Source organism: Exiguobacterium sp. s5 (assembly GCF_018618075.1).
Taxonomy (GTDB): Bacteria; Bacillota; Bacilli; order Exiguobacteriales; family Exiguobacteriaceae; genus Exiguobacterium; species Exiguobacterium mexicanum_A.
In genome coordinates, this window is record NZ_JACSLK010000004.1 from 194,356 (window position 1) to 216,227 (window position 21,872).

23 protein-coding genes are annotated in these 21,872 nt (G+C 53.0%); 13 read left to right on the top strand and 10 right to left on the bottom strand.

Features of this window, described 5'->3' with window-relative positions; translation table 11 throughout:
• The first annotated feature begins 1 nt into the window (after position 1).
• The 8 genes from KNP60_RS10040 to KNP60_RS10075 are packed head-to-tail and all read left to right on the top strand — an operon-like array spanning position 2 to position 4,869.
• On the top strand, positions 2-505 hold the full coding sequence (locus KNP60_RS10040) for a MogA/MoaB family molybdenum cofactor biosynthesis protein (protein ID WP_114164944.1): 504 nt from the start codon (positions 2-4) through the stop codon (positions 503-505).
• Positions 502-1,050 carry a molybdenum cofactor guanylyltransferase gene (locus tag KNP60_RS10045; RefSeq protein WP_214797396.1) on the top strand — a complete coding sequence of 183 codons (549 nt, stop codon included), beginning with the start codon at positions 502-504 and terminating at the stop codon, positions 1,048-1,050. Before KNP60_RS10040 ends, KNP60_RS10045 begins: the two co-directional genes overlap by 4 nt.
• Complete coding sequence (locus KNP60_RS10050; RefSeq protein ID WP_214797397.1) at positions 1,050-2,285, top strand: molybdopterin molybdotransferase MoeA; 1,236 nt, start codon at positions 1,050-1,052, stop codon at positions 2,283-2,285. Before KNP60_RS10045 ends, KNP60_RS10050 begins: the two co-directional genes overlap by 1 nt.
• Positions 2,261-2,737 carry a molybdopterin-guanine dinucleotide biosynthesis protein B gene (gene mobB, locus KNP60_RS10055; protein ID WP_034780611.1) on the top strand — a complete coding sequence of 159 codons (477 nt, stop codon included), beginning with the start codon at positions 2,261-2,263 and terminating at the stop codon, positions 2,735-2,737. The genes KNP60_RS10050 and mobB overlap by 25 nt, the downstream gene beginning before the upstream one ends.
• The gene (locus tag KNP60_RS10060; RefSeq protein ID WP_015880399.1) at positions 2,715-3,170 is read left to right on the top strand and encodes a molybdenum cofactor biosynthesis protein MoaE; all 456 of its coding nucleotides are present in this window, start codon (positions 2,715-2,717) and stop codon (positions 3,168-3,170) included. The genes mobB and KNP60_RS10060 overlap by 23 nt, the downstream gene beginning before the upstream one ends.
• A complete protein-coding gene (locus tag KNP60_RS10065) occupies positions 3,167-3,394 on the top strand; it encodes a MoaD/ThiS family protein (RefSeq protein WP_214797398.1) in 228 nt (75 codons plus the stop codon). Before KNP60_RS10060 ends, KNP60_RS10065 begins: the two co-directional genes overlap by 4 nt.
• Before the next feature lie 3 nt (positions 3,395-3,397).
• Positions 3,398-3,862, top strand: coding sequence for a cyclic pyranopterin monophosphate synthase MoaC (moaC, locus tag KNP60_RS10070; protein ID WP_214718575.1), 465 nt, complete (start codon positions 3,398-3,400; stop codon positions 3,860-3,862).
• The gene (locus KNP60_RS10075) at positions 3,859-4,869 is read left to right on the top strand and encodes a ThiF family adenylyltransferase (RefSeq protein WP_214797399.1); all 1,011 of its coding nucleotides are present in this window, start codon (positions 3,859-3,861) and stop codon (positions 4,867-4,869) included. The genes moaC and KNP60_RS10075 overlap by 4 nt, the downstream gene beginning before the upstream one ends.
• 38 nt (positions 4,870-4,907) lie before the next feature.
• Here KNP60_RS10075 and KNP60_RS10080 read toward each other — a convergent pair whose 3' ends face one another.
• Entirely contained in the window at positions 4,908-6,101 is a 1,194-nt protein-coding gene (locus KNP60_RS10080) for a LysM peptidoglycan-binding domain-containing protein (protein ID WP_214797400.1), read from the bottom strand.
• A 278-nt stretch (positions 6,102-6,379) separates the two neighbouring features.
• Between KNP60_RS10080 and KNP60_RS10085 the strand changes: the two genes are divergently transcribed.
• On the top strand, positions 6,380-7,135 hold the full coding sequence (locus KNP60_RS10085) for a FixH family protein (RefSeq protein WP_214797401.1): 756 nt from the start codon (positions 6,380-6,382) through the stop codon (positions 7,133-7,135).
• A 34-nt stretch (positions 7,136-7,169) separates the two neighbouring features.
• On the opposite strand, the gene KNP60_RS10090 is transcribed toward KNP60_RS10085, so the two are convergent.
• Complete coding sequence (locus KNP60_RS10090; RefSeq protein ID WP_034780623.1) at positions 7,170-8,795, bottom strand: ABC-F family ATP-binding cassette domain-containing protein; 1,626 nt, start codon at positions 8,793-8,795, stop codon at positions 7,170-7,172.
• A gap of 132 nt (positions 8,796-8,927) precedes the next feature.
• On the opposite strand from KNP60_RS10090, the gene KNP60_RS10095 reads away from it, so the two are divergent.
• Positions 8,928-9,539, top strand: a complete 612-nt coding sequence (locus tag KNP60_RS10095) for a stage II sporulation protein M (protein ID WP_214797402.1) — start codon at positions 8,928-8,930, stop codon at positions 9,537-9,539.
• Positions 9,540-9,562: 23 nt separating this feature from the next.
• On the opposite strand, the gene KNP60_RS10100 is transcribed toward KNP60_RS10095, so the two are convergent.
• From KNP60_RS10100 to KNP60_RS10130, 7 genes are all read right to left on the bottom strand, one after another.
• Complete coding sequence (locus KNP60_RS10100) at positions 9,563-10,285, bottom strand: DNA/RNA nuclease SfsA (protein ID WP_214797403.1); 723 nt, start codon at positions 10,283-10,285, stop codon at positions 9,563-9,565.
• Positions 10,286-10,287: 2 nt separating this feature from the next.
• Entirely contained in the window at positions 10,288-10,734 is a 447-nt protein-coding gene (locus KNP60_RS10105; protein ID WP_214797404.1) for an SACOL1771 family peroxiredoxin, read from the bottom strand.
• Between the two features lie 55 nt (positions 10,735-10,789).
• Entirely contained in the window at positions 10,790-12,028 is a 1,239-nt protein-coding gene (pepT, locus tag KNP60_RS10110) for a peptidase T (protein ID WP_214797405.1), read from the bottom strand.
• A gap of 145 nt (positions 12,029-12,173) precedes the next feature.
• Positions 12,174-12,848, bottom strand: coding sequence for an LrgB family protein (locus KNP60_RS10115; protein ID WP_214710713.1), 675 nt, complete (start codon positions 12,846-12,848; stop codon positions 12,174-12,176).
• A complete protein-coding gene (locus KNP60_RS10120; RefSeq protein WP_034780640.1) occupies positions 12,845-13,201 on the bottom strand; it encodes a CidA/LrgA family protein in 357 nt (118 codons plus the stop codon). Before KNP60_RS10120 ends, KNP60_RS10115 begins: the two co-directional genes overlap by 4 nt.
• Positions 13,202-13,403: 202 nt before the next feature.
• The gene (locus tag KNP60_RS10125) at positions 13,404-16,547 is read right to left on the bottom strand and encodes an efflux RND transporter permease subunit (protein ID WP_034780643.1); all 3,144 of its coding nucleotides are present in this window, start codon (positions 16,545-16,547) and stop codon (positions 13,404-13,406) included.
• 24 nt (positions 16,548-16,571) lie between these two features.
• Positions 16,572-17,144, bottom strand: a complete 573-nt coding sequence (locus tag KNP60_RS10130; RefSeq protein ID WP_052090260.1) for a TetR/AcrR family transcriptional regulator — start codon at positions 17,142-17,144, stop codon at positions 16,572-16,574.
• A 228-nt stretch (positions 17,145-17,372) separates the two neighbouring features.
• On the opposite strand from KNP60_RS10130, the gene KNP60_RS10135 reads away from it, so the two are divergent.
• The 3 genes from KNP60_RS10135 to KNP60_RS10145 all read left to right on the top strand — a co-directional run bounded on the left by KNP60_RS10135 (position 17,373) and on the right by KNP60_RS10145 (position 20,919).
• Entirely contained in the window at positions 17,373-18,440 is a 1,068-nt protein-coding gene (locus KNP60_RS10135) for a Fe(3+) ABC transporter substrate-binding protein (protein WP_214797406.1), read from the top strand.
• 134 nt (positions 18,441-18,574) lie between these two features.
• A complete protein-coding gene (locus KNP60_RS10140; RefSeq protein WP_214797407.1) occupies positions 18,575-20,212 on the top strand; it encodes an ABC transporter permease in 1,638 nt (545 codons plus the stop codon).
• A complete protein-coding gene (locus tag KNP60_RS10145; RefSeq protein ID WP_021068048.1) occupies positions 20,212-20,919 on the top strand; it encodes an ABC transporter ATP-binding protein in 708 nt (235 codons plus the stop codon). The genes KNP60_RS10140 and KNP60_RS10145 overlap by 1 nt, the downstream gene beginning before the upstream one ends.
• A 46-nt stretch (positions 20,920-20,965) precedes the next feature.
• Here the strand turns inward: KNP60_RS10145 and KNP60_RS10150 are convergent, their stop codons facing one another.
• A complete protein-coding gene (locus tag KNP60_RS10150) occupies positions 20,966-21,862 on the bottom strand; it encodes a class F sortase (RefSeq protein WP_214797408.1) in 897 nt (298 codons plus the stop codon).
• Between the last annotated feature and the right edge of the window lie 10 nt (positions 21,863-21,872).

Sequence of the window (21,872 nt, forward strand, 5' to 3'; positions counted from 1 at the left end):
GATGCAAGCACACAACCATGTACATCAAAACACACAGCGTGTCCGGGCAGCGATTTTAACGATCTCGGATACGCGCACACTCGATACGGACGTGTCAGGCGAACATATTTGCACGCTGTTAAAAGAAGAAGCACACACGGTCACATACCGTGAGATCACGAAAGATGACCCATTTGAAATCGAAGCGGCTGTCAGACGAATGGTCGACGAAAAAATGGATGTCATCTTGACGACCGGAGGAACGGGCATCACGAAACGGGACGTCACCATTGAGACGATTCGACCGCTGCTTGACCGGGAAATGGTCGGCTTCGGCGAGTTGTTCCGTTATGTCAGCTTCACGGAAGATATCGGACCGGCGGCGATGTTGTCGCGAGCTTTAGCAGGACGCATCGGGGATACGATCATCTTTTCGATGCCAGGGTCGCGAGGCGCCGTCGACTTGGCGATGACTCGCTTGATTCTCCCTGAGCTCTCCCATATCGTCTGGGAAGCGACACGATGATTGGGATCGTCTTGGCAGGCGGGAAGTCACGTCGGTTCGGGTCTCCCAAATGGAAAGCCCGTTATGAGGACGTCTCGTTTGAAGACCGGGCACGACAGACGCTTAGTACCACGACGACGTCCCAATGGAGCGTCGTGCCGGCCGGACAGTCGATGACACCCTATCAACTCGAAGACGACAGAGAATGGTGCGGCATGGGGCCGCTCGCTGGCATCGTCACCGTCATGCGGCACGTCCCGGCTGAATGGTATGCCATCTGTGCGTGTGATACACCTTTGTTGCCGCCGACCGTTTATGAACGGCTTGCGATAGAACGAGGGAATCAGCCGGTTGTCGCCTACGCCGACAATCGAATCCATCCGCTCATCGCCTTGTATCCCCGCTCGATACTGTCCCAGTTCGAATCCGCGTTACGTCGAGGCGAACGGGCGGTCATGCCTCACTTGACAGAGGCGACAATCGTCTCGTTTGCTGAACGGGACTGGTTTAAAAATGTGAACACACTGAGAGATTATGAAGAAGTGCTAGGAAAGGAAGTGGAGTAATGGAAAAGGGATCGACGCTATTTCGTAAGCCGCTCGCCGTTGACGAGGCGGTCGCACGCGTCGAAGAAGCGACGGGGAGAGGTCGGACGGAAACGGTACCGTTGCATCGGACGAACGGACGGATTTTAGCGATGGATCTCGTCGCGACGCATGACGTTCCGGCGTTTGACAAGTCGCCATATGACGGTTTTGCTGTCCGCTCCGCGGACTTGTTGACTGCGAACCGCGATGAACCGGTGACATTACCCATTCAATACGTTCAGGGAGCTGGACACGTCGGAGAACCGCTCCGCGCCGGCGAGGCGATTCGCATCATGACCGGGGCAAAAATTCCAGACGGAGCCGATGCGGTCGTCATGCTCGAGCTCGTACAAGCGGATGAACGAGTCGTGACGTTCAAACGACCGGCCCGTGATGCCAACATCTCCTATCGCGGGGAAGATGTGGCGGCAGGAACGCATATCGTCGGCCGAGGCACCCGCATCAATCCAGGCGTCATCGCCTTGCTCGCAACGTTCGGCTATGAACAAGTCGACGTGTACGTGAAACCACACATCACCGTGTTCGCGACTGGAGACGAGCTCGTCGAACCGGGGCGGAAGAAAGCCGACGGGCAAATTTATAATTCGAATGCGTATATGATTCTTGCCCAAATCGAGGAGCTTGGCGGCGCGGCAACGTATGGCGGCATCTTGCCGGATACGTTCACTTCGACGAAGCGGGCGGTCGAAGAAGCGCTTCAGACGAGTGATGCCATCGTCACGACAGGCGGGGTATCGGTCGGCGATTTCGATTATTTACCGGATGTGTATGAGGCGCTCGGAGCGACAGTACTGTTTAATAAAGTCGGGATGCGGCCAGGATCCGTCACGACGGTCGCGCATGTCGAAGGTCGGCTGTTGTTCGGTTTATCCGGCAATCCGTCTGCCTGTTTTGTCGGCACGGAACTGTTTGTCGGTACGTACATGAAGACGTTGTTCGGACAAACGGAACGTCCTGTCATTTTGGCGGAACTCGGTGTCGATTTCCCGAAACCGAATCCGTTCGACCGCTTCGTCCGTGGACATGTGACGATTGATGCGACCGGGCAGACGGTCGTTCATCCGAGCGGTAAAGATAAGTCGGGCATCGTCTCCTCGCTCGCGACGTGTAACGCGTTGATTCATCTGCCAGGCGGGACGAGAGGGTTTCAGAAAGGAGACACGGTGCGATGTCGAATCATCGATCGGCTTTGATTTTACAAGTGGTCGGCTATCAAAATAGCGGCAAGACATCGTTCGTCTCCGAGCTGACAACACGCTTGTCGGCGACGGGGCTCCGTGTCGGCGTCATCAAGCACCACGGTCACGGAGGGTCGTTCGACTTGCCGATGACTGACTCGCACCGTCACGCGTTGGCCGGTGCCGTGCTATCGAGTGTGATCGGTGAGGACGGGACGTTGATCGAGTGGCAAGCGGTCGATACGTTTGAATTGCTCCTCAACTGGTACGAGGCGCACGTCGACATCGTGCTAATCGAAGGATACAAACGGAAAGATTATCCGAAAGTGGTGCTCGTGCGAGACGGGCATGAACAACCGGTCGATGTGACGAACGTGATCGCACGCGGAGACTCCGTGGCAGACAAGGACCGGTTGATGCGTTCAGTGGAAAGGTGGATGGAGGATGAAATGGTATCAAGTGAATGAACATCCGCTCGAACCGATGGCACTTTACGAAACGGTCCGACATCGAAACGTCGGGGCGGTCGTGCTGTTTATCGGGACGGTGCGGGAAATGACTGGTTCCAAACAGACCGAACTCTTGGAGTATGAATCATACGTACCGATGGCCGAGAAGATGCTCGAACAAATCGCGAAAGAAGTAGCGGAACGTTGGCCTGGTGCGTTGACGGCGATCCATCACCGGATTGGACGACTCGATATCATGGAAGAAGCGGTCGTCATCGCGACGAGTTCTTCCCATCGCGCCGACGCCTACGAGGCGAATCGTTACGCCATCGAACGGATTAAAGAAATTGTCCCGATTTGGAAACGGGAGCATTGGACCGACGGCACGAAATGGATGGGTGATCAAAAAGAACAACACCCAGGACGCCCGGAAGGAGTGACGTACACATGATTGAGGTATTATGTTTTGCCCACGTGGCAGAAGAGTTGGCGGTCCGGTCCTATACCGTTTCAGCGCCACAAACAATCGCCGCCTTGCGAGCGGATTTGGTCGAGCGGGGCGTGTCAGGAGCGGAACGTCTCATGTTCGCGGTCAATGAGCGCTATGAGACGGACGAATACACGGTTGCAGACGGGGACACGGTCGCCGTCATTCCAATGGTGAGCGGAGGGTAAACGATGGAATTGACACATATGAACAACCAAGGGCGGGCGAGGATGGTCGATGTCTCGGATAAACCGGAAACGACACGTACTGCTCGGGCCCGTACATCAGTTGAACTGAGCGGTGAACTCAAACAGCTCATCACGGATGGGGGTCTTGCAAAAGGGGATGTACTCGCTGTCGCTCAAGTGGCTGGCATCATGGCCGCCAAAGAGACGAGCCGCATCATTCCGATGTGTCATCCGCTCGCCTTGAAAAAAGTCGATTTGACGTTCGAATGGGACGGGACACAGCTCATCATCGAGTCGTTTGTGAAAACGAAAGGCGATACCGGTGTCGAGATGGAGGCGTTGACGGCAGCAATGGTCGCTGCATTGACCGTGTACGATATGACGAAAGCAGTCGATAAAGGCATCGTCATCGGACCGACATACTTGCTCGAGAAACAAGGCGGGAAGTCAGGGGACTACATCCGATGACACATATCCCGGAACGTTACGCGCGGCAGGCCCGGTTCCACGGCATCGGGGTGGAGGGCCAAGAACATCTGATGGAGAAACGAGTGCTCGTCGTCGGTCTCGGCGCGCTCGGGGCAGCCGTTAGCGATCAACTTGTTCGGGCCGGCGTCTCGCTCATCCTCGTCGACCGCGACTATGTCGAGGTGACGAACTTACAACGACAGACGCTCTATACGGAACAGGACGCACGTTCCGAGACGCCGAAAGCGGTCGCAGCGCTCGAACGCCTGCGGGCCATCAACTCAGACGTTGAGTTGGACGCGCAAATCGCCGATGTCTCGTGGGATTGGCTTCGGCCTTTGCCGTCCGTTGATCTCATCTTGGACGCAACCGATAACGTCGAGACGCGTCTTCTATTGAACGATTTCGCACTCGAGCGTGGCATTCCGTTCTTGTTTGCCTCTTGCGTCGGGGCATACGGCATGAACTACACGGTGATGCCGGGAGAAGCGCCGTGTCTTCGTTGTCTCATGCGTCATTTGCCGCTAGCCGGGCAAACGTGCGCGACAGCGGGGGTGGTAGCGCCAATCGTTCAACATGTGGCAAGTCGTCAAGCCGTTGAGGCATTGAAATATTTGACGGGGCGTCATGAAAAGATGGAACGTCGACTCTTGATTGAAGATATGTGGGAAAACCAGTCACAGCGACTAGATGTCGCACGTCTCGTCGATGTGTCTTGTCCTTCTTGTCAAAACCGCGACTATCCGAGCCTCGTCCCGAATCGGCAACAGACAGCACTCCTCTGTGGGCGTGACGTCGTCCAAGTCCGTCGGTCCATTGAAGGGCTTGAACCAATCGCACATCAACTCGAGCGTGCGGACATCGCTGTGAAACAGACACCGTTCACATTAGAATGGCGATGGCGGAATCATCGGATGCTTTTGTTTAAAGACGGTCGTGTGCTCGTCCATGGAATTGATGACGCGAACGTCGCAATCGCGATGGTCGATGAGTGTCTTGGCGCATAAAAAAGTGTCCCCCCGAAAAGCGGAGGACACTTTTTTGGTTAGCGTGGGATTGTAAGCACTTGCCCGACGCTAATCAAGCTGACGTTCGTAATATTGTTGGCGGCTGCAATCTTAGCGACAGTCGTGTTATACATCGTCGCAATCTTGTAGAGCGTATCCCCTGATTTTACCGTGTATTTCACCGTAGTCGTCGGTGGTGTGACGGTTGTACCTGGGATGATCAGTACTTGTCCGACATAGATGGAGTTGACGTTCGTAATATTGTTGGCGGCTGCAATCTTAGCGACGGTCGTTTTGTACAAAGTGGCGATCTTATAGAGCGTGTCACCCGATTTAACCGTATACTTGACGGTCGTCGTAGGTGGAGGAGTTACAGTGGTACCCGGGATGACGAGCACTTGTCCGACATAGATGAGACTGTAGTTTGTAATTTTGTTGGCCGCAGCGAGCGCAGCGACTGTGACGTTGTAAGCTCGGGCGATGCTATAGAGCGTATCGCCTGATTTGACGGTATACGTTTTGCTGGTAGATGTGTTTTGGTAAGCGAGCAATTGCGAGACGGTGACGAACTTGTAGCCTTTCGCTTTCAACTGGGCAATCATCGTCGGCAAGGCGAGTGGTGTACCTGGAGCGCCGGCACCGGTGTGCATCAAGACGATTGAGCCTGGTTTGATGTTCGCCTGTACTTTCGTATTGATTTGGCTAGCGGTGACTCCTTTCCAGTCCACGGTATCGATGTTCCATTGAATCGTATAGCCGTAGCCGGCAGCGCCGACTCCGCTCAACACGGCGCTATTGACGGCGCCGAATGGTGCCCGGAAGATTGGTTTTGTCGTTTTACCGGTAATGGATTTGATTTTTGCTTCCGTCCGATCAAGTTCTGATTTCATTTGCGTGGCGGTCAACTTTGTGAAGTCTGGATGGGTATACGAATGGTTACCGAGTTGGTGACCTTTAGCTGCGATGTTTTTAATGTATTGAGGATGGTTATTGGCGCCTGATCCAGTCAAAAAGAAAGTGGCTTTGACATTGTTCTTGGCAAGTATGTCCAAAATCTTATTCGTATTCGCACCATCCGCCCCGTCATCGAACGTCAACGCGACAACTTTACTCGTCGTATTCACGCTCGTAATGAATTTCGAAGCGGCGGCGTCAGCCGATTTTGGATAAGCGACTAACGGTGCCAACATGATCAACAAGGCCATCAACACACGTACAAACCTGCTCTTCATTTTGGTTTCGCCTCCATTCTTGGGTGTATGTATCTTGATGTTAAGGCTTTCCATATATTGAGCTGTGTATATATTTTATATACCCCCTTTTAGTGGTAAACATCGTCTAACCCTAAAAATAGGGAAAGGAATTTTTGGATAATGACTCTCAATATTTGTGTTCAATTTATGAGTGACAAACGTGTCAAATATCACACAATCCTCACACATTTCCTAAAAAAGGGTGCTATCATGAACAATGTGTGAAGAATGTAAGCGATTGAATAGGGGGATTCAACATGAGCAAATCAATGAAACGATTCGGGGTGGCATTTGGTCTCGTCGGTCTGTTCGTCCTCGGGGCGTGCGGAGCCGATGAAACGACCAGTGGTACGGAGACGGTGCAGTCGATGGAACCGGTAGAAGCAGAATTAAACGTTCCGGCCACGGCGGACAAAGACGAGACGGTCACGTTGGCGGTTCGCGTCACACAAGACGGTGAAGCGGTCGATGATGCCGACGAGATTAAGTTCGAGGTCTGGAAAAATGGCGCCAAGGAAGAGAGCGAGATGACGAAAGCGTCGCTCACAGAAGATGGAGTCTACGAGGCGGAGACGACGTTTGTCGAAGAAGCAGTTTACACGGTGCAAGTCCATGTGACGGCCCGTTCGATGCATACGATGCCGACGACGAACGTGACGGTCGGGCATCCGGAGACGGCGGCCGAGGCTGAAGCTGAAGCTGAGCAAGATCATCACAACCACGCGGGAGCAGACATTGTCCTTGATCCGACTCAAGCTGTCGCCAATGAAGTCCAACCGTTCACAGTCAACGTCAAAATTGAGCATGAGGCGTTGACGGGTGCGGACGTCCAACTCGAAGTGTTCAAAGACGGAGCGGACAAGCACGACTGGGTGAAGCTTGATGAAACGGAAGGCGGAAGCTATGAAGGTGAGCATACATTCAAAGAGTCAGGCATATACAACGTTCAAGTCCACGTGACGAAAGGACACGACATCCATGAACATATCATGGAGACGGTCGAGGTCAAATAAAAAAATCGATCGGCCGCGGCCGATCGTTTTTTTCTTATGCGTTCTGATAGAGTGACTCGACTTGCTGTTGAAGCGATTCGTTCTCGAGGAACTCGTCGTACGTCGCTTCTTTGTCGACAATCCCGTTCGGCGTCACTTCGATGATGCGCGTGGCAATCGTCGAGATGAGCTGATGGTCATGCGAGCTGAAGAGGAGGACGCCTTTGAACGTCTCGAGACCGTTGTTGAGCGCTGTGATCGACTCGAGATCCAAGTGGTTCGTCGGATCGTCGAGGACGAGGACGTTCGAGTTCGAGAGCATCATTTTCGAGAGCATGCAACGCACTTTCTCTCCCCCTGAGAGGACAGATGCTTTCTTCATGACTTCTTCGCCTGAGAAGAGCATACGACCGAGGAAACCGCGAAGGAACGTATCCGACTCGTCGGCTGGTGAGAACTGGCGTAACCAATCCAAGATGCTCTTATCCGAGCCTTCGAAGTATTCCGAGTTGTCTTTCGGGAAGTACGACTGTGTCGTCGTCACGCCCCATTTGACCGTACCCGTGTCCGGTTCCATCTCGCCCATGATGATTTTGAAGAGAGTCGTAATGGCAACGTCCGAACGGCCGACGAATGCGACTTTGTCCGTCTTGTTGAGTGAGAACGTGACGTTGTCGAGTACTTTGACGCCATCAATCGTCTTCGAGACGTTGTCGACGTAGAGCACGTCGTTCCCGATTTCACGTTCCATTGAGAAACCGACGAACGGATAGCGACGTGATGATGGACGGATATCGTCGAGCGTGATTTTATCGAGCAACTTCTTACGCGACGTCGCTTGACGCGCCTTCGAGGCGTTCGAGCTGAAACGGGCGATGAAGTTTTGAAGTTCTTTGATTTTCTCTTCTTTTTTCTTGTTCTGGTCGTTGGCCATACGCGAAGCGAGTTGGCTCGACTCGTACCAGAAGTCGTAGTTCCCGACGTACAATTGGATCTTCCCGAAATCAAGGTCGGCCATGTGCGTACAGACTTTGTTCAAGAAGTGACGGTCGTGGGATACAACGATGACGGTATTCTCGAAGTTGATCAAGAACTCTTCGAGCCATTGGATCGCTTTGAGGTCAAGACCGTTCGTCGGCTCATCGAGGAGAAGAATGTCAGGTTTGCCAAACAATGCTTGAGCAAGGAGGACTTTGACTTTCTCGCCACCTGTGAGCTCGCTCATGAGCTTGTGGTGTGATGCATCCGTGATCCCTAGTCCTTGAAGGACCATGGCAGCTTCTGATTCGGCTTCCCAACCGTTCATCTCAGCGAATTCGCCTTCGAGTTCAGCAGCGCGCATACCATCTTCGTCAGAGAAATCTTCCTTCATATAGATGGCGTCTTTCTCTTTCATGACTTGATACAAACGCTCGTGGCCCATGATGACCGTCTCGAGTACCGCTTGATCTTCGTACGCATAATGGTCCTGCTTGAGGACGGCGAGGCGTTCGCCAGGTGAAAAGCTGACGTCACCTGTTGTCGTTTCTTGCTCACCGGCAAGAATTTTTAAGAATGTCGACTTCCCGGCACCGTTCGCGCCGATCAAGCCGTAGCAGTTGCCTGGTGTGAACTTGATGTTCACGTCTTCGAACAACTTGCGTCCACCGAATTGGAGACTTACGTTATTTACTGTAATCATGTATAGGATCCCTCGTTTTTCTGATTAGTTTACGACGTGTATTGTATCACGTTTTTTGAAAACGCGCAGTCGTGGGTAAAAATGAAACAAACAGCAGCCTGATTCGTATAGAGAAGAAAGGGGGAATCAGCCATGAAAACAACGCTCTCGCTGAAAGAAGCGTGGTCAAACTACTACAGCCGAGATTTCTTCCGGCTCTGGGTCATCTTCCTCGTGACGGGCATCGGGTCGTATTTTCTATTCAGGGCCGTCATCGCCCCTGAACAAGTGGACGAAATTTTAGCTCAGCTCGGCGAATCATTTGAATCACAAGGATTGACGTTCGATTCGAGCGCACGCGAGACGATGATCGCCCTATTCGTGAACAATACGCGCGTCACGTTGCTCGCTTTCCTGCTCGGGATGATCCCGCTCTTCATCCCGTATATGTTCGTCGTCATCAACGCCGCGGTCATCGGCCTGGTCGCCATGCTTGTTGGGTTTGCCGGCGAGTCCGTGATCCGGGTCATCGTGCTCGGCATTTTGCCCCACGGCATCACCGAAATCTCGGCTATCTTGCTCGGAGCGGCGATGGGGTTGTCGCTTAACCGTTACATCTGGAAAAAACTACGCGGGAAAGAGACCGACGTCACGTTCAAGGCGCTGTTCGTGGCAGGCGTGAAGACATTTCTCGTCATCGCAGTTCCGCTCCTCGCCATCTCTGCGATCATCGAGGCGTACGTGACCCCACTGTTATTACAGTAAAAAAGCCATCGCTGATGGCTTTTTTACTTGAAATGAGGCGTCGTCTCGACACAGTGGGTTAAACGAATCCCTTCCGTAGTCACCTCGCCATTCACTTGCCAGATTTCAAGTCCGTCCGCGATTGCGTCGCGAATCAGCTGCCGAATTCGTAAGTCGTGTTTCCGATTCGAGTTGCCGGTGAAGATGGGCGCATCATATAAGAAAACATACAGCAAGACGGCCCGACCAGTTTTCGGCAACGTCGCAATGAGTGTCTCGAGATGTCGAATCAACCGTTCGGTCTCGATTGGTCTCGTCACCGCACGCCGTTCAAAGCGGGGGAGAGGCGTTACGAACAACTCGGCTAGAGGTGCTTTCACTTCGATATAAGTGCCATCGACTTTAAAGTCGATTCGTGACGCATCGACGACTTTCTCTCGTTCCACATGTCTCGGAGAAGGAAAAGCTGAAATCACGTTCGTCCGCAACCAATGTTCGACGAAATCATTGACGCGGCCTTGATGAATTCCAATCCATTGTCGGTCCGCGTCAATCGAGATGGCCTCCACCGTGAAGGCGGTGTTCCGTCGCGGGTCGTCCGTCGCTGAGACGAGGCAAGGAACCCCGTCAAAGACGAGGTCACCGATGCGGCCTGTGACCGGACAGTGGCAGGCGACAACAGTGTCGCCGAGCAATACGTCCATCACGAACCGATTGCGGCGTTTCAGGATGACCCCTTCCTGCAAGGGGGATACGAAGCGATACATCGTCAGACGACGCGCGTGACCGTCGTGTCGAGTTCGAACGCGACGTTGCCGGCTAAGGCGCGTGAAATCATACAGCCATCTTTCGCTTTTTTAGCAATCCGTTCGACGAGCGTGATGTCACGGTCTGTAAACGCGACTGGCACATTGATGCGAGTCGTGTAACGAATCGTCTCATACGTGAAGACACCGTTCGTCACGTCGACGATGCCTTCGGCGTCGATCGTGATGCCTTGATGTGACAGGTCACTCCGTCCAAGCATGGCCGCAAGTGTGATGATATAGCAGGTCGCCGCAGCACCGAGCAACATCTCATCCGGGTTCGTGCCGATGCCGGGTCCGTCCATTTCCGGGGGAATCGATATCTGTGTCTTTAACCGTTCGGCCTCGATCGTTCCGACGTCGTTGCGTCCGCCGGTCCAGTCGAGGTTCATTTGAAACGTATGCTTCATAAAAAATCGCCTCCAATGTCTCTATTCTAGAAGAGAACGATTGGAGGCGCATGTGTTATGCTCGCGCGCGTTCAGCGAACGTACGGAGCGTCTGGATGATGACGTGGGTCGCTTTTTCCATGTTGTTGACGGAGACGTACTCGAACTTGCCGTGATAGTTCTCGCCACCCGTGAAGATGTTCGGGGTCGGGAGTCCCATATACGACAGTTGCGAACCGTCCGTCCCGCCGCGAATCGGTTCGATTTTCGGTTCGATGCCTAGTTCGCGCATGACGTCGGCAACGGTGTCGACGATGTGTTTTACCGGCTCGATTTTCTCGGCCATGTTGTAATATTGATTGTCCATTTTCAAGTCGATACGCGCTTCGCCGTACTTCTGTTTCCATTCGACGACGAGCTTTTCAAGCAACGCTTTGCGCGCCTCAAACTTTGTGCGGTCGTGGTCGCGGATAATGTATTGCAGCGTCGTCGTCTCCACGTCGCCAGAGAAGCCGTTCAGATGGAAGAAGCCTTCATAGTCGCTCGTATGTTCCGGTGCCTCATCGGCCGGGAGGCGGTTGTGGAACGCCATCGCCAATTTCATCGAGTTGACCATCTTGTTTTTGGCGTTGCCCGGGTGCACGTTCGTCCCATGGAACGTGACCGTGGCGCCGGCAGCGTTGAAGCTCTCGTATTGCAGTTCACCGAGCGGGCCGCCGTCCATCGTATAGGCGAAATCGGCGTTGAAGCGGGCGACGTCGAACTTATGTGGTCCGCGTCCAATCTCTTCGTCCGGTGTGAAGGCGATTCGCACCGGGCCATGCGGGATTTCCGGATGGGCCAATAAGTATTCGACCGCAGTGACGATCTCGGCCATGCCGGCTTTGTCGTCGGCACCGAGCAGCGTCGTGCCGTCTGTCGTGATGAGTGTATGTCCAACGTAGCCATCGAGCTCCGGGAAGTCACTCGGCGACAAGATGACACCGAGCGCCTCGTTCAAAACAATATCGCCGCCCTCGTAATGTGCGACGAGTTGCGGGTTGACGTTCGTCCCGGTGAAGTCGGTCGCCGTATCGACGTGGGCGAGCAGGCCGATCGTCGGTACGTCGTGGTCGACGTTACTCGGAAGGGTGGCGAACAAGTAGCCGTATTCATCTGTCTCGACGTCCTCGAGCCCGATTGCTTTCAATTCGGTCTCGAGATGGCGAATCAAATCCCATTGTTTCGCCGTCGACGGAGTCGTCTCACTCGTGAAGTCGGACTGTGTATCAATTTTTGCATACGTGATTAAACGTTCAATTAATTTCGATTGCATGGTCTGCCTCCTCTGATGAATCTGTTCACATTTAGTGTAGCATGAGAGCCGTTTTGAGAAGTATCGAAATTGTTTGAAAATAAAAGAGAGGCGCTAAGGCCTCTACTTTTACTCAATTTGTATGAAACAAGGGTGCTGGCCTTTTTTAAAGAAGGAACGGCAGGAGAAACGGCAACAAAAACGACGTGAAGATGGCGGACAGGCCCATCGCCGCGCCCCCGGTGGCCCCTGAGAGCGGATGTTCTGTCGCGGCTTGAGCCGTACCGATGCCATGGCTGATCGTTCCGAGTGCGAGCCCTCGTGTGAACGGATCAGTCACTTTGAAAAGCGACAGCATTATCGGACCGAACATGGCACCGAGTATGCCACAGGCGACAGTGATGGAGGCAGCAAGCGCCGCGTCTCCTTGGAGCTGTTTTGCCAGTTCGAGTGCAATCGGGGCAGTGACGGATTTGACCGCTAGCCCGATGAGCACTTGGTCCGTCAGTTTGAGCGCCGTGCCAATCATGACTGCGACGATGATCGTCGAGACAGTACCGGCAACGATTGCACTGAGGGCACGTCTCGCGCGTGCGAGTAGCGTCGGCAAGTTGCGGTACAACGGCAGACCGAGGGCGACGGTCGCCGGGCCGAGTAAAATCGTGATCAAATCTTTGGCCGGTTCATACACGTCGTACGGTTGTTCAAAGAGAAGGAGGATCACAATCAAAATAGTTGTGCTCAAGAAGACGACGTTCGTGAACGGAGACGCCCACTTAAATGATAGTTTTCGGCTGATGAGATAGACACCAACTGTGACGAGTACCCAAAATAATGTCATGACGCTTCACCTCGTCTTCCGGAGATGATGGCGGTCACGATGAGCCCCACACTTAGACTGATCATCAAGGCGAGAAAGAGCGGGATCCCTTCTGCTTTTAATAGATTACTATAAGACATGAGACCGACCGCAATCGGGATGAAGAAGAAAGCGAGATGTTTCGTGAGGAAGCCGGCACTGTCCTCGATCCACTCGACTCGGATGATTTTTGTCATAAGTAATATCAACAACAGCATCATCCCGACGACGTTCCCAGGTACTTTCCATTCTAAAGTGGCGACGATCCAATTGCCGAGCGCGCTTAACCCGAATAAGAGCGAAAGGCCGATCATCCATTTGATAAAGAGTTGCATGTATACCATCCTTTCGCGAATACGTTCAAAACGTAAGAATTTTCTCAGATTTATTTGTACAGGTCAAGGTTAGGCAATCATCAAAAAGTGAAGTTCTTCTCTCCAAAGAGGTTTTATAAAAGCACGGAAAGACGTGTGGAACACATCAAAAATGACCGAATCGAAAAGAGAGTCGACCCTGTGCGGGCGACTCTCTTTTGAATTACGCTTCTTTTTTCTTACGGAACCGTGCGAAGAACTCATACACGATTGGAACGATGAGGAGCGTCAATAGCGTTGAACTTGTCAATCCACCGATGACGGTCACACCGAGACCTTTCGAAATCAAAGCGCCACCTTCAAGACCGAGCGCGAGCGGTGCGAGGGCACCAATCGTCGCGAGTGCCGTCATGAGGATTGGACGGAGGCGCGTACCGGCTGCCTCGAGCAAGGCATCACGCGTCGAGAGACCAGCTTCTTCTTTATGAATAACACGGTCAATCAAGACGATGGCGTTCGTCACAACGATCCCAATCAACATGAGCGCTCCAATCAAGGCAGATACCGAGATCGTCTCGCCAGTGATGAGAAGGGCGACAAGTCCCCCGATAATCGCGTAAGGGAGCGAGAATAGGACGACGAACGGTGTAACGGCACCGCCGAACGTGATGACGAGCACCAAGTAGACGATGGCAACGGCTGCGAGCATGGCGAGACCGAGCTGAGTGAACGATTCTTGAATCTGTTCCGTGACACCGCCGACATCATACGAGACGCCAGTCGGGAGCTCGATGTCAGACACACGTTCTTCGATGGCCGCCGAAGCTTCCGTCGCTTTGTCCGTGCTGAGCTCGACGTTGACGCGAGCGAGGAGCTTGCCGTCACGCTGAACGAGCGTATCCGGTGTCGTGCCTTCCTCGACTTCGATGAAGTCTGAGATTGGACGTGGTCCAAACGGCGTCGTCACTTCTTGTTCCTGCAAATCGTCAATGCTGTCGTACGTGACTTGTTCTGTCGGAATGATGACGTCGAGTTGCTTGTCATCAATCGTCACGGTCGAGAGCGGACTTTCTTGCGCTTGGAACTGACCAATCGTCTGGGCGAGCTGGGCGGCCGAGACGCCTGCCTCAGCAGCAGCTTGTTGGTCGACGTTGAACGTGTATTGGACGTATGATTCGCGAAGATCAGACGTTGCTTGACGGACGTAATCTGTCTCTTCTTCAATCGTCTCAATGAACGTCGGAACGATGGCTTCGAGGTCTTCGAGTGAGTTGGCGTAGACGTTGTACGTCACGCCGCTCGTTCCGGCACCGCCGGCGAAGTCTTGTTCTTTCCATTCACCGCCTGAGGCGAGTTCATTCAAGCGTTCGACGTCGGCGATTTTGACATCGGCGAAATCTTCCGTGTCCGGATCGTACTGGACGATGAAAATTCCTTGTTTGTTGTTTCCTGGGTTAAGCGGGTTCTCGCCACCGACTGTAAATTGAACGTCGGTCGCGTTCGCTTGCTCTTCCATGAAATACGTCTCGGCGATTTCGGCCGCCGCAATCGAATCATCGAGCGTTTGTCCCGGCTCTGGGTCGAACGTGACGTAAAGCGTCTTCTCAGATTCTTGGTTCAAGAAGTTGACCCCGATGGCTGGTACGAGGGCGAAACTTCCGATTAAGAGAACGGTAGCCAGGCCGAAGACGACGAGTTTATGGTTGAGCGACCAGTTGAGGACGCCGCGATACCATTCGGCGAGTTTCCCTGGTCCTTCTTCCGGCTTCAACTTGTCACGGTTCTTAAAGAACGAGTCGGCCATCATCGGCACGACCGTGATCGCGACGAGAAGTGATGCGAGCAAAGCGAAGACGACGGTCAAGGCGAACGGTAAGAACAGCTCGCCGACGAATCCGGTGACGAACCCGAGCGGCAAGAAGACGGCAATCGTAACGATTGTCGACGACGCGATCGGAATGAACACTTCTTTCGTCGCGGCGATAATCAGTTCTTTGCCGCGCAACGTCTCGTTCGGACGGGTGAGGCGACGGTAAATGTTCTCAATGACGACGATGGAGTCATCGACGACCCGTCCGATGGCGACGGTCATCGCGCCGAGCGTCATGATGTTGAGCGTGATGTCGAGCTGTTTCAAGACGATCAACGCCATCAAGAGCGAGAGCGGGATGGAGATGACCGCAATAATCGTCGAGCGGAAGTTACGAAGGAACACGAGAATAATCAAAATGGCGAATAGACCACCGAGTAACGCTTTCGAGACCATCGTCTCGACCGATTCTTCAATCGGTTGACCTTGGTCGAGCGTGACGGAGACGTTGGCCGTGTCATAGTCGGCCTCGAAGTCGGCGAGCACCTCTTTAACGGCGTTGACGACGTCGACGGTGTTCGCGTCTTGTGTTTTCGTCACTTGAATCCCGATTGAACGTTCTCCGTTTGAGCGCGAAATCGATTCCTCGATGCCACGGTCTTCAATCGTCGCGAGTTCGCTCAAAGCGACGGTCGGGACGGTTGTCGGGATATTGGCAGGTGGGACGGCACCTGGTACTTCAGTCGGGACTTGTGGGGTCTCGCCAGTCGGAAGTTCCGTTGGCGCACCTGGCACAGGCTGTTCCGTTTGTGCGGGTGAGTACGGAATTTGGAGGTCGCGGAACGCCTCGAGCGTCTCCGACTTCCCGTCGATGACGACGGCTTGCTCCGTATCACCAAGTTCATACAGGCCGAGCGCGATGCGGGCGTCGTTCGCTTGAATCAACTGTTTGACCGTGTCTTCCGTCAAGTTGTATTCGGCGAGTGCCTCCTCATCGAACTGAAGCTCGACGCGACGAATCTCTTGTCCGGCGATTTGGACGGTCTGAGCGCCTTCGACGCCTTCAAGGGCCGGTTGCAACTCATCTTCGACCAATTTCGTCAATTCGGCCAAATCGAGACTCTCATCTGAGACGGCTGCACCAACGACAGGGAACGCGTCAAAGCTGAGTCGTGATACTTGTGGGTCTTGAACGGCTTCTGGCAATTCGACGTTGCTGAGCGCGTCTTTGACGAGCTGTTCAGCTTCTTCCATATCAGTGCTGAAGTCATAATCGATTTGAATGTTTGAAGCGTTCTGGAACGAAGACGAACGAACTTGTTCGACCCCGTTCAAGCTCTTCAAGCGCTCTTCGAGCACGGTGCTGACTTCGTCGAGCACTTGTTCAGGTGAGGCTCCTGGGTAAATCGTCGTCACCGAGACGGTCGGTGTCGTGATATCAGGCAATGTTTCTAGTTTCATCGTCAAGCCGGCGAAAATTCCGGCGGCCGTCAAGATGATGGTCATCAACCAGACGGCGAACTTGTTATTGACGGAGAAGGACGTGATTTTTTGCATGGGGTTCATTTCTCCTCTAATAGATTAGTCTGTTTTACCCGAATCGATATTCTGGGCTCGCTCGATCAAGCGAGCGATAATGTCTTGTTTTAAAGCAGGTGGGGCGACGCCGACATTGAAGTGCTCGGACATCATCATTCCTTCGAGCGCATAGCGGATGATCATCGTCTCCACTGGATCGCTCGTCTGTTGAAACTGTGCGAAGAACGTGTCGAGGTCGTGCTTCCACCGCTCTGCGTACTCTTGGTCGACGGCGAACAATGTGAGGAACGCAATCATCTTTTCGGCGTCGATGTGGATGGCTGAGCGCTCCGGATGAAGTTTCGTCTCGTCAAAGAGACGCACGAACGCCTCAACAGGGCCATTGCCATCGGCTTGGAGCGATTCGTACAAATCGTTTTGCTCGGTTTGGAGCCGTTCCACGATGGCGGTCAACAACGCTTCTTTGGATGGATAGTGGTATAAGAGACCACCTTTCGAGACACCCGCCGTCTTGGCGACTTCATCCAATGTCAGGTGATGCACACCGTGCTCCATGATGATATCGGTCGCGGCATCCAACAGTTTTTGCTTGGTGATTATTGATCGGTTTGTCATGTCATCCCTCTTTTCTGTACCGACCAGACGGTTTGTTCTCTTCCACTATAGGTGCGTAGTCATTTTGAAGTCAAGAAATGATGACGTCAAAACTGTTAAGTTATGTATTTATAATTACTGTAAACGATTTCAAAAAAAGGTTGACGTGAGAATGATTATCAGTGATGATAGTAACTGAGAGTAATTATCATTACCAACAATAGAGATGAATAAGTGGGGGATAATCAAATGAACAAAAAGTACATGGCGCTCGGCCTATCGGCTGCGCTCACAACATCACTCCTGGCCGCTTGCGCGAGCACGGAAGAGACGACGTCAAATGATAACGAGACAGCAGAAGCGTCAAAAGTCGTCAACGTCTACTCGAGCCGTCACTATGACGTCGATAAAGAACTTTACAAGCAGTTCGAAGAAGAGACGGGCGTAAAAGTTAACGTCGTCGAAGGGAAGAGCGATGAGCTTCTCGAGCGTTTGAACACAGAAGGTGAGAGCACAGAAGCCGACCTCTTTATCACGGCAGACGCCGGGAACTTGTATCAAGCGAAAGACGCGGGGCATCTTCAAGCGGTCGATAGCGACGTGCTTGAGTCGAACGTCCCTGAAAAATATCGTGATACGGACAACGAGTGGTTCGGTCTCACGAAACGGGCACGTGTCATCGTCTATGCGAAAGACCGCGTGAAACCAGAAGACTTGTCAACGTATGAAGCGCTCACAGAAGAACAGTGGAACGGAAAAGTGCTCGTTCGTCCGTCTGAGAACATGTACAACATCTCACTCCTCGCTTCATTCATTGAAGTGAACGGTGTCGATCAAGCGAAAGAGTGGGCAAAAGGCATGGTCAACAATATGGCGCGTGATCCACAAGGGAACGACCGTGACCAAGCGAAAGCGGTCGTCGCCGGTGAAGGGGACCTCGCCATCATGAACACATACTACATGGGTCTCATGTTGAACTCGGAAGACGCGGAAGAGAAGAAAGTGGCCGAGCAACTCGGTGTCTTCTTCCCGAACCAAGACACGACGGGGACACACGTGAACATCTCGGGGATTGCGATGACAAAAGCAGCGAAGAACTCAGAAAACGCGAAGAAACTCATGGAGTTCATGTCTGATCCGTCAGCACAAGAGCAGTTTGCGAGCGTGAACTACGAGTATCCGGTCAACGAATCGGTTGAACCGAACGAGCTCCTTCAATCATGGGGTGAGTTCGAAGAGCAGGACATCAACTTGTCTGTCCTCGGTGAAAACCAGCAAGAAGCCATCCGTATTTTCAACGAAGCGGGCTGGAAATAAGACGACTTCGGCTTGAACAGATGTTCAGGCCGAAGGTTTTTGTGTTTCATGGCACGCTGACGGTACACCGGTGGCGCGGAAACTGATATGATGGGACAGGAAGTGACTGAACGAAAGAACGGGAGTTGTACGACATGAACTGGTACGCGCTGAAACGACAACTGAATGGATGGGCCATCCTCAGCTTTATTGCGCTGGTGTTCATCGTCCTGCCAGGCGTCGTCGTCTTGGTCGAGCTGTTCGCACCGGTCAACGAGAACTGGCAACACATTCGCGAGTACTTGTTGCCGACTTATGTGCGCAATACACTGTTCATCATGCTCGCGACCGGATTGTTGACGACCGTCATCGGAACGAGCCTGGCTTGGTTCGTCACGGTGTACGACTTTCCATTCCGTCGGTTCTTCAAATGGGCGCTCATCTTACCGCTCGCCATCCCGCCTTACATTGGGGCTTATACGTATCACGGGATTTTAAACTATACGGGCGTCATCCAGACGACGCTTCGCAACGAGTTCGGTATCACGGTCGACCAGACGTATTTCAACATCATGACGATTCAAGGGACGGTGTTCATCTTCACGCTGTTTTTGTATCCATACATCTACACGATCACGCGTGCCTTCCTGCACAATCAATCGTCCTCGATGATTGAAAACGCCCGTATCCTCGGTCGCGGCTCGTGGGATATCTTCTTCACCGTCGTCATCCCGATTTCGCGCGTCGCCATCATCGGCGGGGTCAGCCTCGTCTTGATGGAAGTGTTGAACGACTATGGCGTCGTCAAATACTTCGGGATTCAGACGTTCAGTACGGCCATCTTCAGTACGTGGTTCGGGATGAAAGATACGTCCTCAGCGCTCAAACTCGCTGGGACGCTCATGATTCTCGTCATCGCCATCTTGACGATGGAACGGCTGATCCGAGGTCGAAAACAGTTCAGCTATGCGACGACGAAAGTGAAGCCGCTCAAACCGAGACAACTGAATGGATGGCATCGATACGCCGTGTTCGGTTATGTAGCGACCATCTTCGCGGTCGCATTCTTCATTCCGTTCGTTCAACTCGTTGCTTGGACGGTATTGACGTTTGAACAAGTGTTCACGGCCGAGTTTTTCCGTCTCGTCTGGAACACGGTGAGCGTCGCCTTCATCGCGACGGTGATCATTCTCGTGTTCGCACTCGTCATTGCCAACTATACGCGCTTGTTCCCGTCAAACATGACACGCGTCATCTCGAAAGTGACGACGCTCGGTTATTCAATCCCGGGAGCGGCCATCGCCATCGCCGTCATCACGTTGTTCTTGCTGCTTGATGAGTGGGTGTTGAACATGGCGCTCGCTTTGGACTTAGGCCAGACGTTCGTGTTCAGGACGACACTCATTATGCTCATCTTCGCCTACGTCATCCGCTTCCTCGCTATCGGCTATAACTCGATCGAGAGTGGGTTTGAGAAAGTCGGGAAATCGTTCACGGAAGCGTCACGCATGCTCGGGTGGGGGACGGTGCAGACGTTCTTCCGGGTCGATATCCCGATGATCAAAGGGGCGATCATGAGCGCGTTCATCCTCGTCTTTATCGATATTATGAAAGAGTTGCCGCTGACGCTGTTTTTACAGCCATTCAATTTTTCGACGCTCGCCACACAGGCGTTCAAATATGTCAGTGACGAGAAGATACATGAGGCCGCGCTCGCCTCGATCGTCATCGTGCTCATGAGCGGATTGTTGATCTTTGTGTTCCATAAGGTGCTTGATAAGGAGGCCGACTAATGTTTGTTCAAATCAACGATTTACACTTCAGCTATAAAGGTGCGCAAGCCGAGACGATTAAAGGATTCTCGATCTCGATCACGAAAGGTGAAATCGTCTCGCTTCTCGGTGACAGCGGTTCTGGGAAGAGTACGATTTTACGCCTCATTGCGGGACTCGAGATGCCGAATCAAGGCGTCGTCGTCGTCAACGACTGTGTCTGTTGCGACGATTGCCAGTTCATGCCGCCTGAACAGCGTGGTGTCGGGATGGTGTTCCAAGACTATGCGCTCTTCCCGCATATGACCGTTGAGAAGAACATCCGCTTCGGTCTGCATAAATTGAGCCGGAAAGAGCGGAACGAGCGCGTCGAAGAGATGTTGACGCTCGTGAACTTGTCCGAGTTCCGCCATCGCTATCCGTACGAGCTCAGCGGCGGTCAGCAACAGCGTGTCGCGCTCGCGCGTGCGCTTGCTCCGAAACCATCGCTTCTCATCTTGGATGAGCCGTTCAGCAACTTGGACACGTCGCTCCAACATCGCATTCGGGACGATTTGCGCCGCCTCCTCAAACAGACGGGTACGACGACGATCTTCGTTACCCACGATGAAGAGGACGCGGAGGCGCTCGCCGACCGTATCGTCTATCTCGGCGAAGGCAAAATCAAGAAACAAATCATGACGGAGAACAACAAGACGTTCAACCCGCAGATTCCATGTTTCGTGTAAAACGTAAGAACCCGCAGACATAAATCGTCTGCGGGTTCTTTTGTGGTTATTTCGTCTCTTGAGAAGGACTCGACTCGTTCCCGAGTTGATCGATGGCTGTCACGTAATAAGTGGCCTGTTCGTTCATGACCTCGATACTCTTCCGAGCGTGCGACGGGATACTCTCGATATGGGTCGCTTCACCATCGACGACCTCATAGACGCGATAGCCGATGACGGCGTCGTCACGGACGGCGTGCCACGTCAATAAGTTCCCGCGGAGTTCGACGCTCGTCGGTGCGTCGAGTTCGACTTCGGTATTGATCTCGGTATCGACAAGTTCGGTATAGACGACGAAACGCTCGTCATAACCGCCGTCGCCGAACGTGCCGGAACACGTGATCAAGTTCAACTGTCGACTCGATGTGGCCCCGAAGATATCCTCGATCGGTGCGTTTTTCGTATCGTAACTCTCTGTTTTTGTGACACGAAACGTCAACGTGTTGCCATTCTCGTCGATAATTGTCACGTCATCGCCTGTCTTCAGCTGATCAAGTTCATAGAAGACGGCGGGGCCTGTCTTACTGTCCACATGTCCGGCGATGACGGCATTCCCTTTACTGCCGGGCTTGACGCCGGGCTCGAACCAACCGACTTGGTTCTCGTCTTTTGGGACGCCCATCTGTCCGTTGTCGAGTACACCGACCTGTTCGATTGCGGTGTCGACCTTGATTTTAGGAATTTGAAGTTGGACGGGTGTCGCGGCCTTGGCACTTTCCTCTTCCTCGGCTAATCGGAGCTTCTTCACCTCTTCCTGTAGAAGTGAGAATTCAGCCGATAAATCTGGGCTCTCCTCTATTTGTTTTTCTTCTACAGGTGGTGACGACGATTCTTGGGCGCTCGTCCACGTCCAGAAGCCAAAACAAAAGAGAGAGAGCGCCAGAAACAAATGGCGCTTGTTCATGGGGCTCCCT

Bases quoted from the DNA above. Each gene is read 5' to 3' on its own strand.
- KNP60_RS10040 (WP_114164944.1), top strand. From the start codon at position 2: ATGCAAGCACACAACCATGTACATCAAAACACACAGCGTGTCCGGGCA.
- KNP60_RS10045 (WP_214797396.1), top strand. From the start codon at position 502: ATGATTGGGATCGTCTTGGCAGGCGGGAAGTCACGTCGGTTCGGGTCT.
- KNP60_RS10050 (WP_214797397.1), top strand. From the start codon at position 1,050: ATGGAAAAGGGATCGACGCTATTTCGTAAGCCGCTCGCCGTTGACGAG.
- mobB (WP_034780611.1), top strand. From the start codon at position 2,261: ATGTCGAATCATCGATCGGCTTTGATTTTACAAGTGGTCGGCTATCAA.
- KNP60_RS10060 (WP_015880399.1), top strand. From the start codon at position 2,715: ATGAAATGGTATCAAGTGAATGAACATCCGCTCGAACCGATGGCACTT.
- KNP60_RS10065 (WP_214797398.1), top strand. From the start codon at position 3,167: ATGATTGAGGTATTATGTTTTGCCCACGTGGCAGAAGAGTTGGCGGTC.
- moaC (WP_214718575.1), top strand. From the start codon at position 3,398: ATGGAATTGACACATATGAACAACCAAGGGCGGGCGAGGATGGTCGAT.
- KNP60_RS10075 (WP_214797399.1), top strand. From the start codon at position 3,859: ATGACACATATCCCGGAACGTTACGCGCGGCAGGCCCGGTTCCACGGC.
- KNP60_RS10080 (WP_214797400.1), bottom strand. From the start codon at position 6,101: ATGAAGAGCAGGTTTGTACGTGTGTTGATGGCCTTGTTGATCATGTTG.
- KNP60_RS10085 (WP_214797401.1), top strand. From the start codon at position 6,380: ATGAGCAAATCAATGAAACGATTCGGGGTGGCATTTGGTCTCGTCGGT.
- KNP60_RS10090 (WP_034780623.1), bottom strand. From the start codon at position 8,795: ATGATTACAGTAAATAACGTAAGTCTCCAATTCGGTGGACGCAAGTTG.
- KNP60_RS10095 (WP_214797402.1), top strand. From the start codon at position 8,928: ATGAAAACAACGCTCTCGCTGAAAGAAGCGTGGTCAAACTACTACAGC.
- KNP60_RS10100 (WP_214797403.1), bottom strand. From the start codon at position 10,285: ATGTATCGCTTCGTATCCCCCTTGCAGGAAGGGGTCATCCTGAAACGC.
- KNP60_RS10105 (WP_214797404.1), bottom strand. From the start codon at position 10,734: ATGAAGCATACGTTTCAAATGAACCTCGACTGGACCGGCGGACGCAAC.
- pepT (WP_214797405.1), bottom strand. From the start codon at position 12,028: ATGCAATCGAAATTAATTGAACGTTTAATCACGTATGCAAAAATTGAT.
- KNP60_RS10115 (WP_214710713.1), bottom strand. From the start codon at position 12,848: ATGACATTATTTTGGGTACTCGTCACAGTTGGTGTCTATCTCATCAGC.
- KNP60_RS10120 (WP_034780640.1), bottom strand. From the start codon at position 13,201: ATGCAACTCTTTATCAAATGGATGATCGGCCTTTCGCTCTTATTCGGG.
- KNP60_RS10125 (WP_034780643.1), bottom strand. From the start codon at position 16,547: ATGCAAAAAATCACGTCCTTCTCCGTCAATAACAAGTTCGCCGTCTGG.
- KNP60_RS10130 (WP_052090260.1), bottom strand. From the start codon at position 17,144: ATGACAAACCGATCAATAATCACCAAGCAAAAACTGTTGGATGCCGCG.
- KNP60_RS10135 (WP_214797406.1), top strand. From the start codon at position 17,373: ATGAACAAAAAGTACATGGCGCTCGGCCTATCGGCTGCGCTCACAACA.
- KNP60_RS10140 (WP_214797407.1), top strand. From the start codon at position 18,575: ATGAACTGGTACGCGCTGAAACGACAACTGAATGGATGGGCCATCCTC.
- KNP60_RS10145 (WP_021068048.1), top strand. From the start codon at position 20,212: ATGTTTGTTCAAATCAACGATTTACACTTCAGCTATAAAGGTGCGCAA.
- KNP60_RS10150 (WP_214797408.1), bottom strand. From the start codon at position 21,862: ATGAACAAGCGCCATTTGTTTCTGGCGCTCTCTCTCTTTTGTTTTGGC.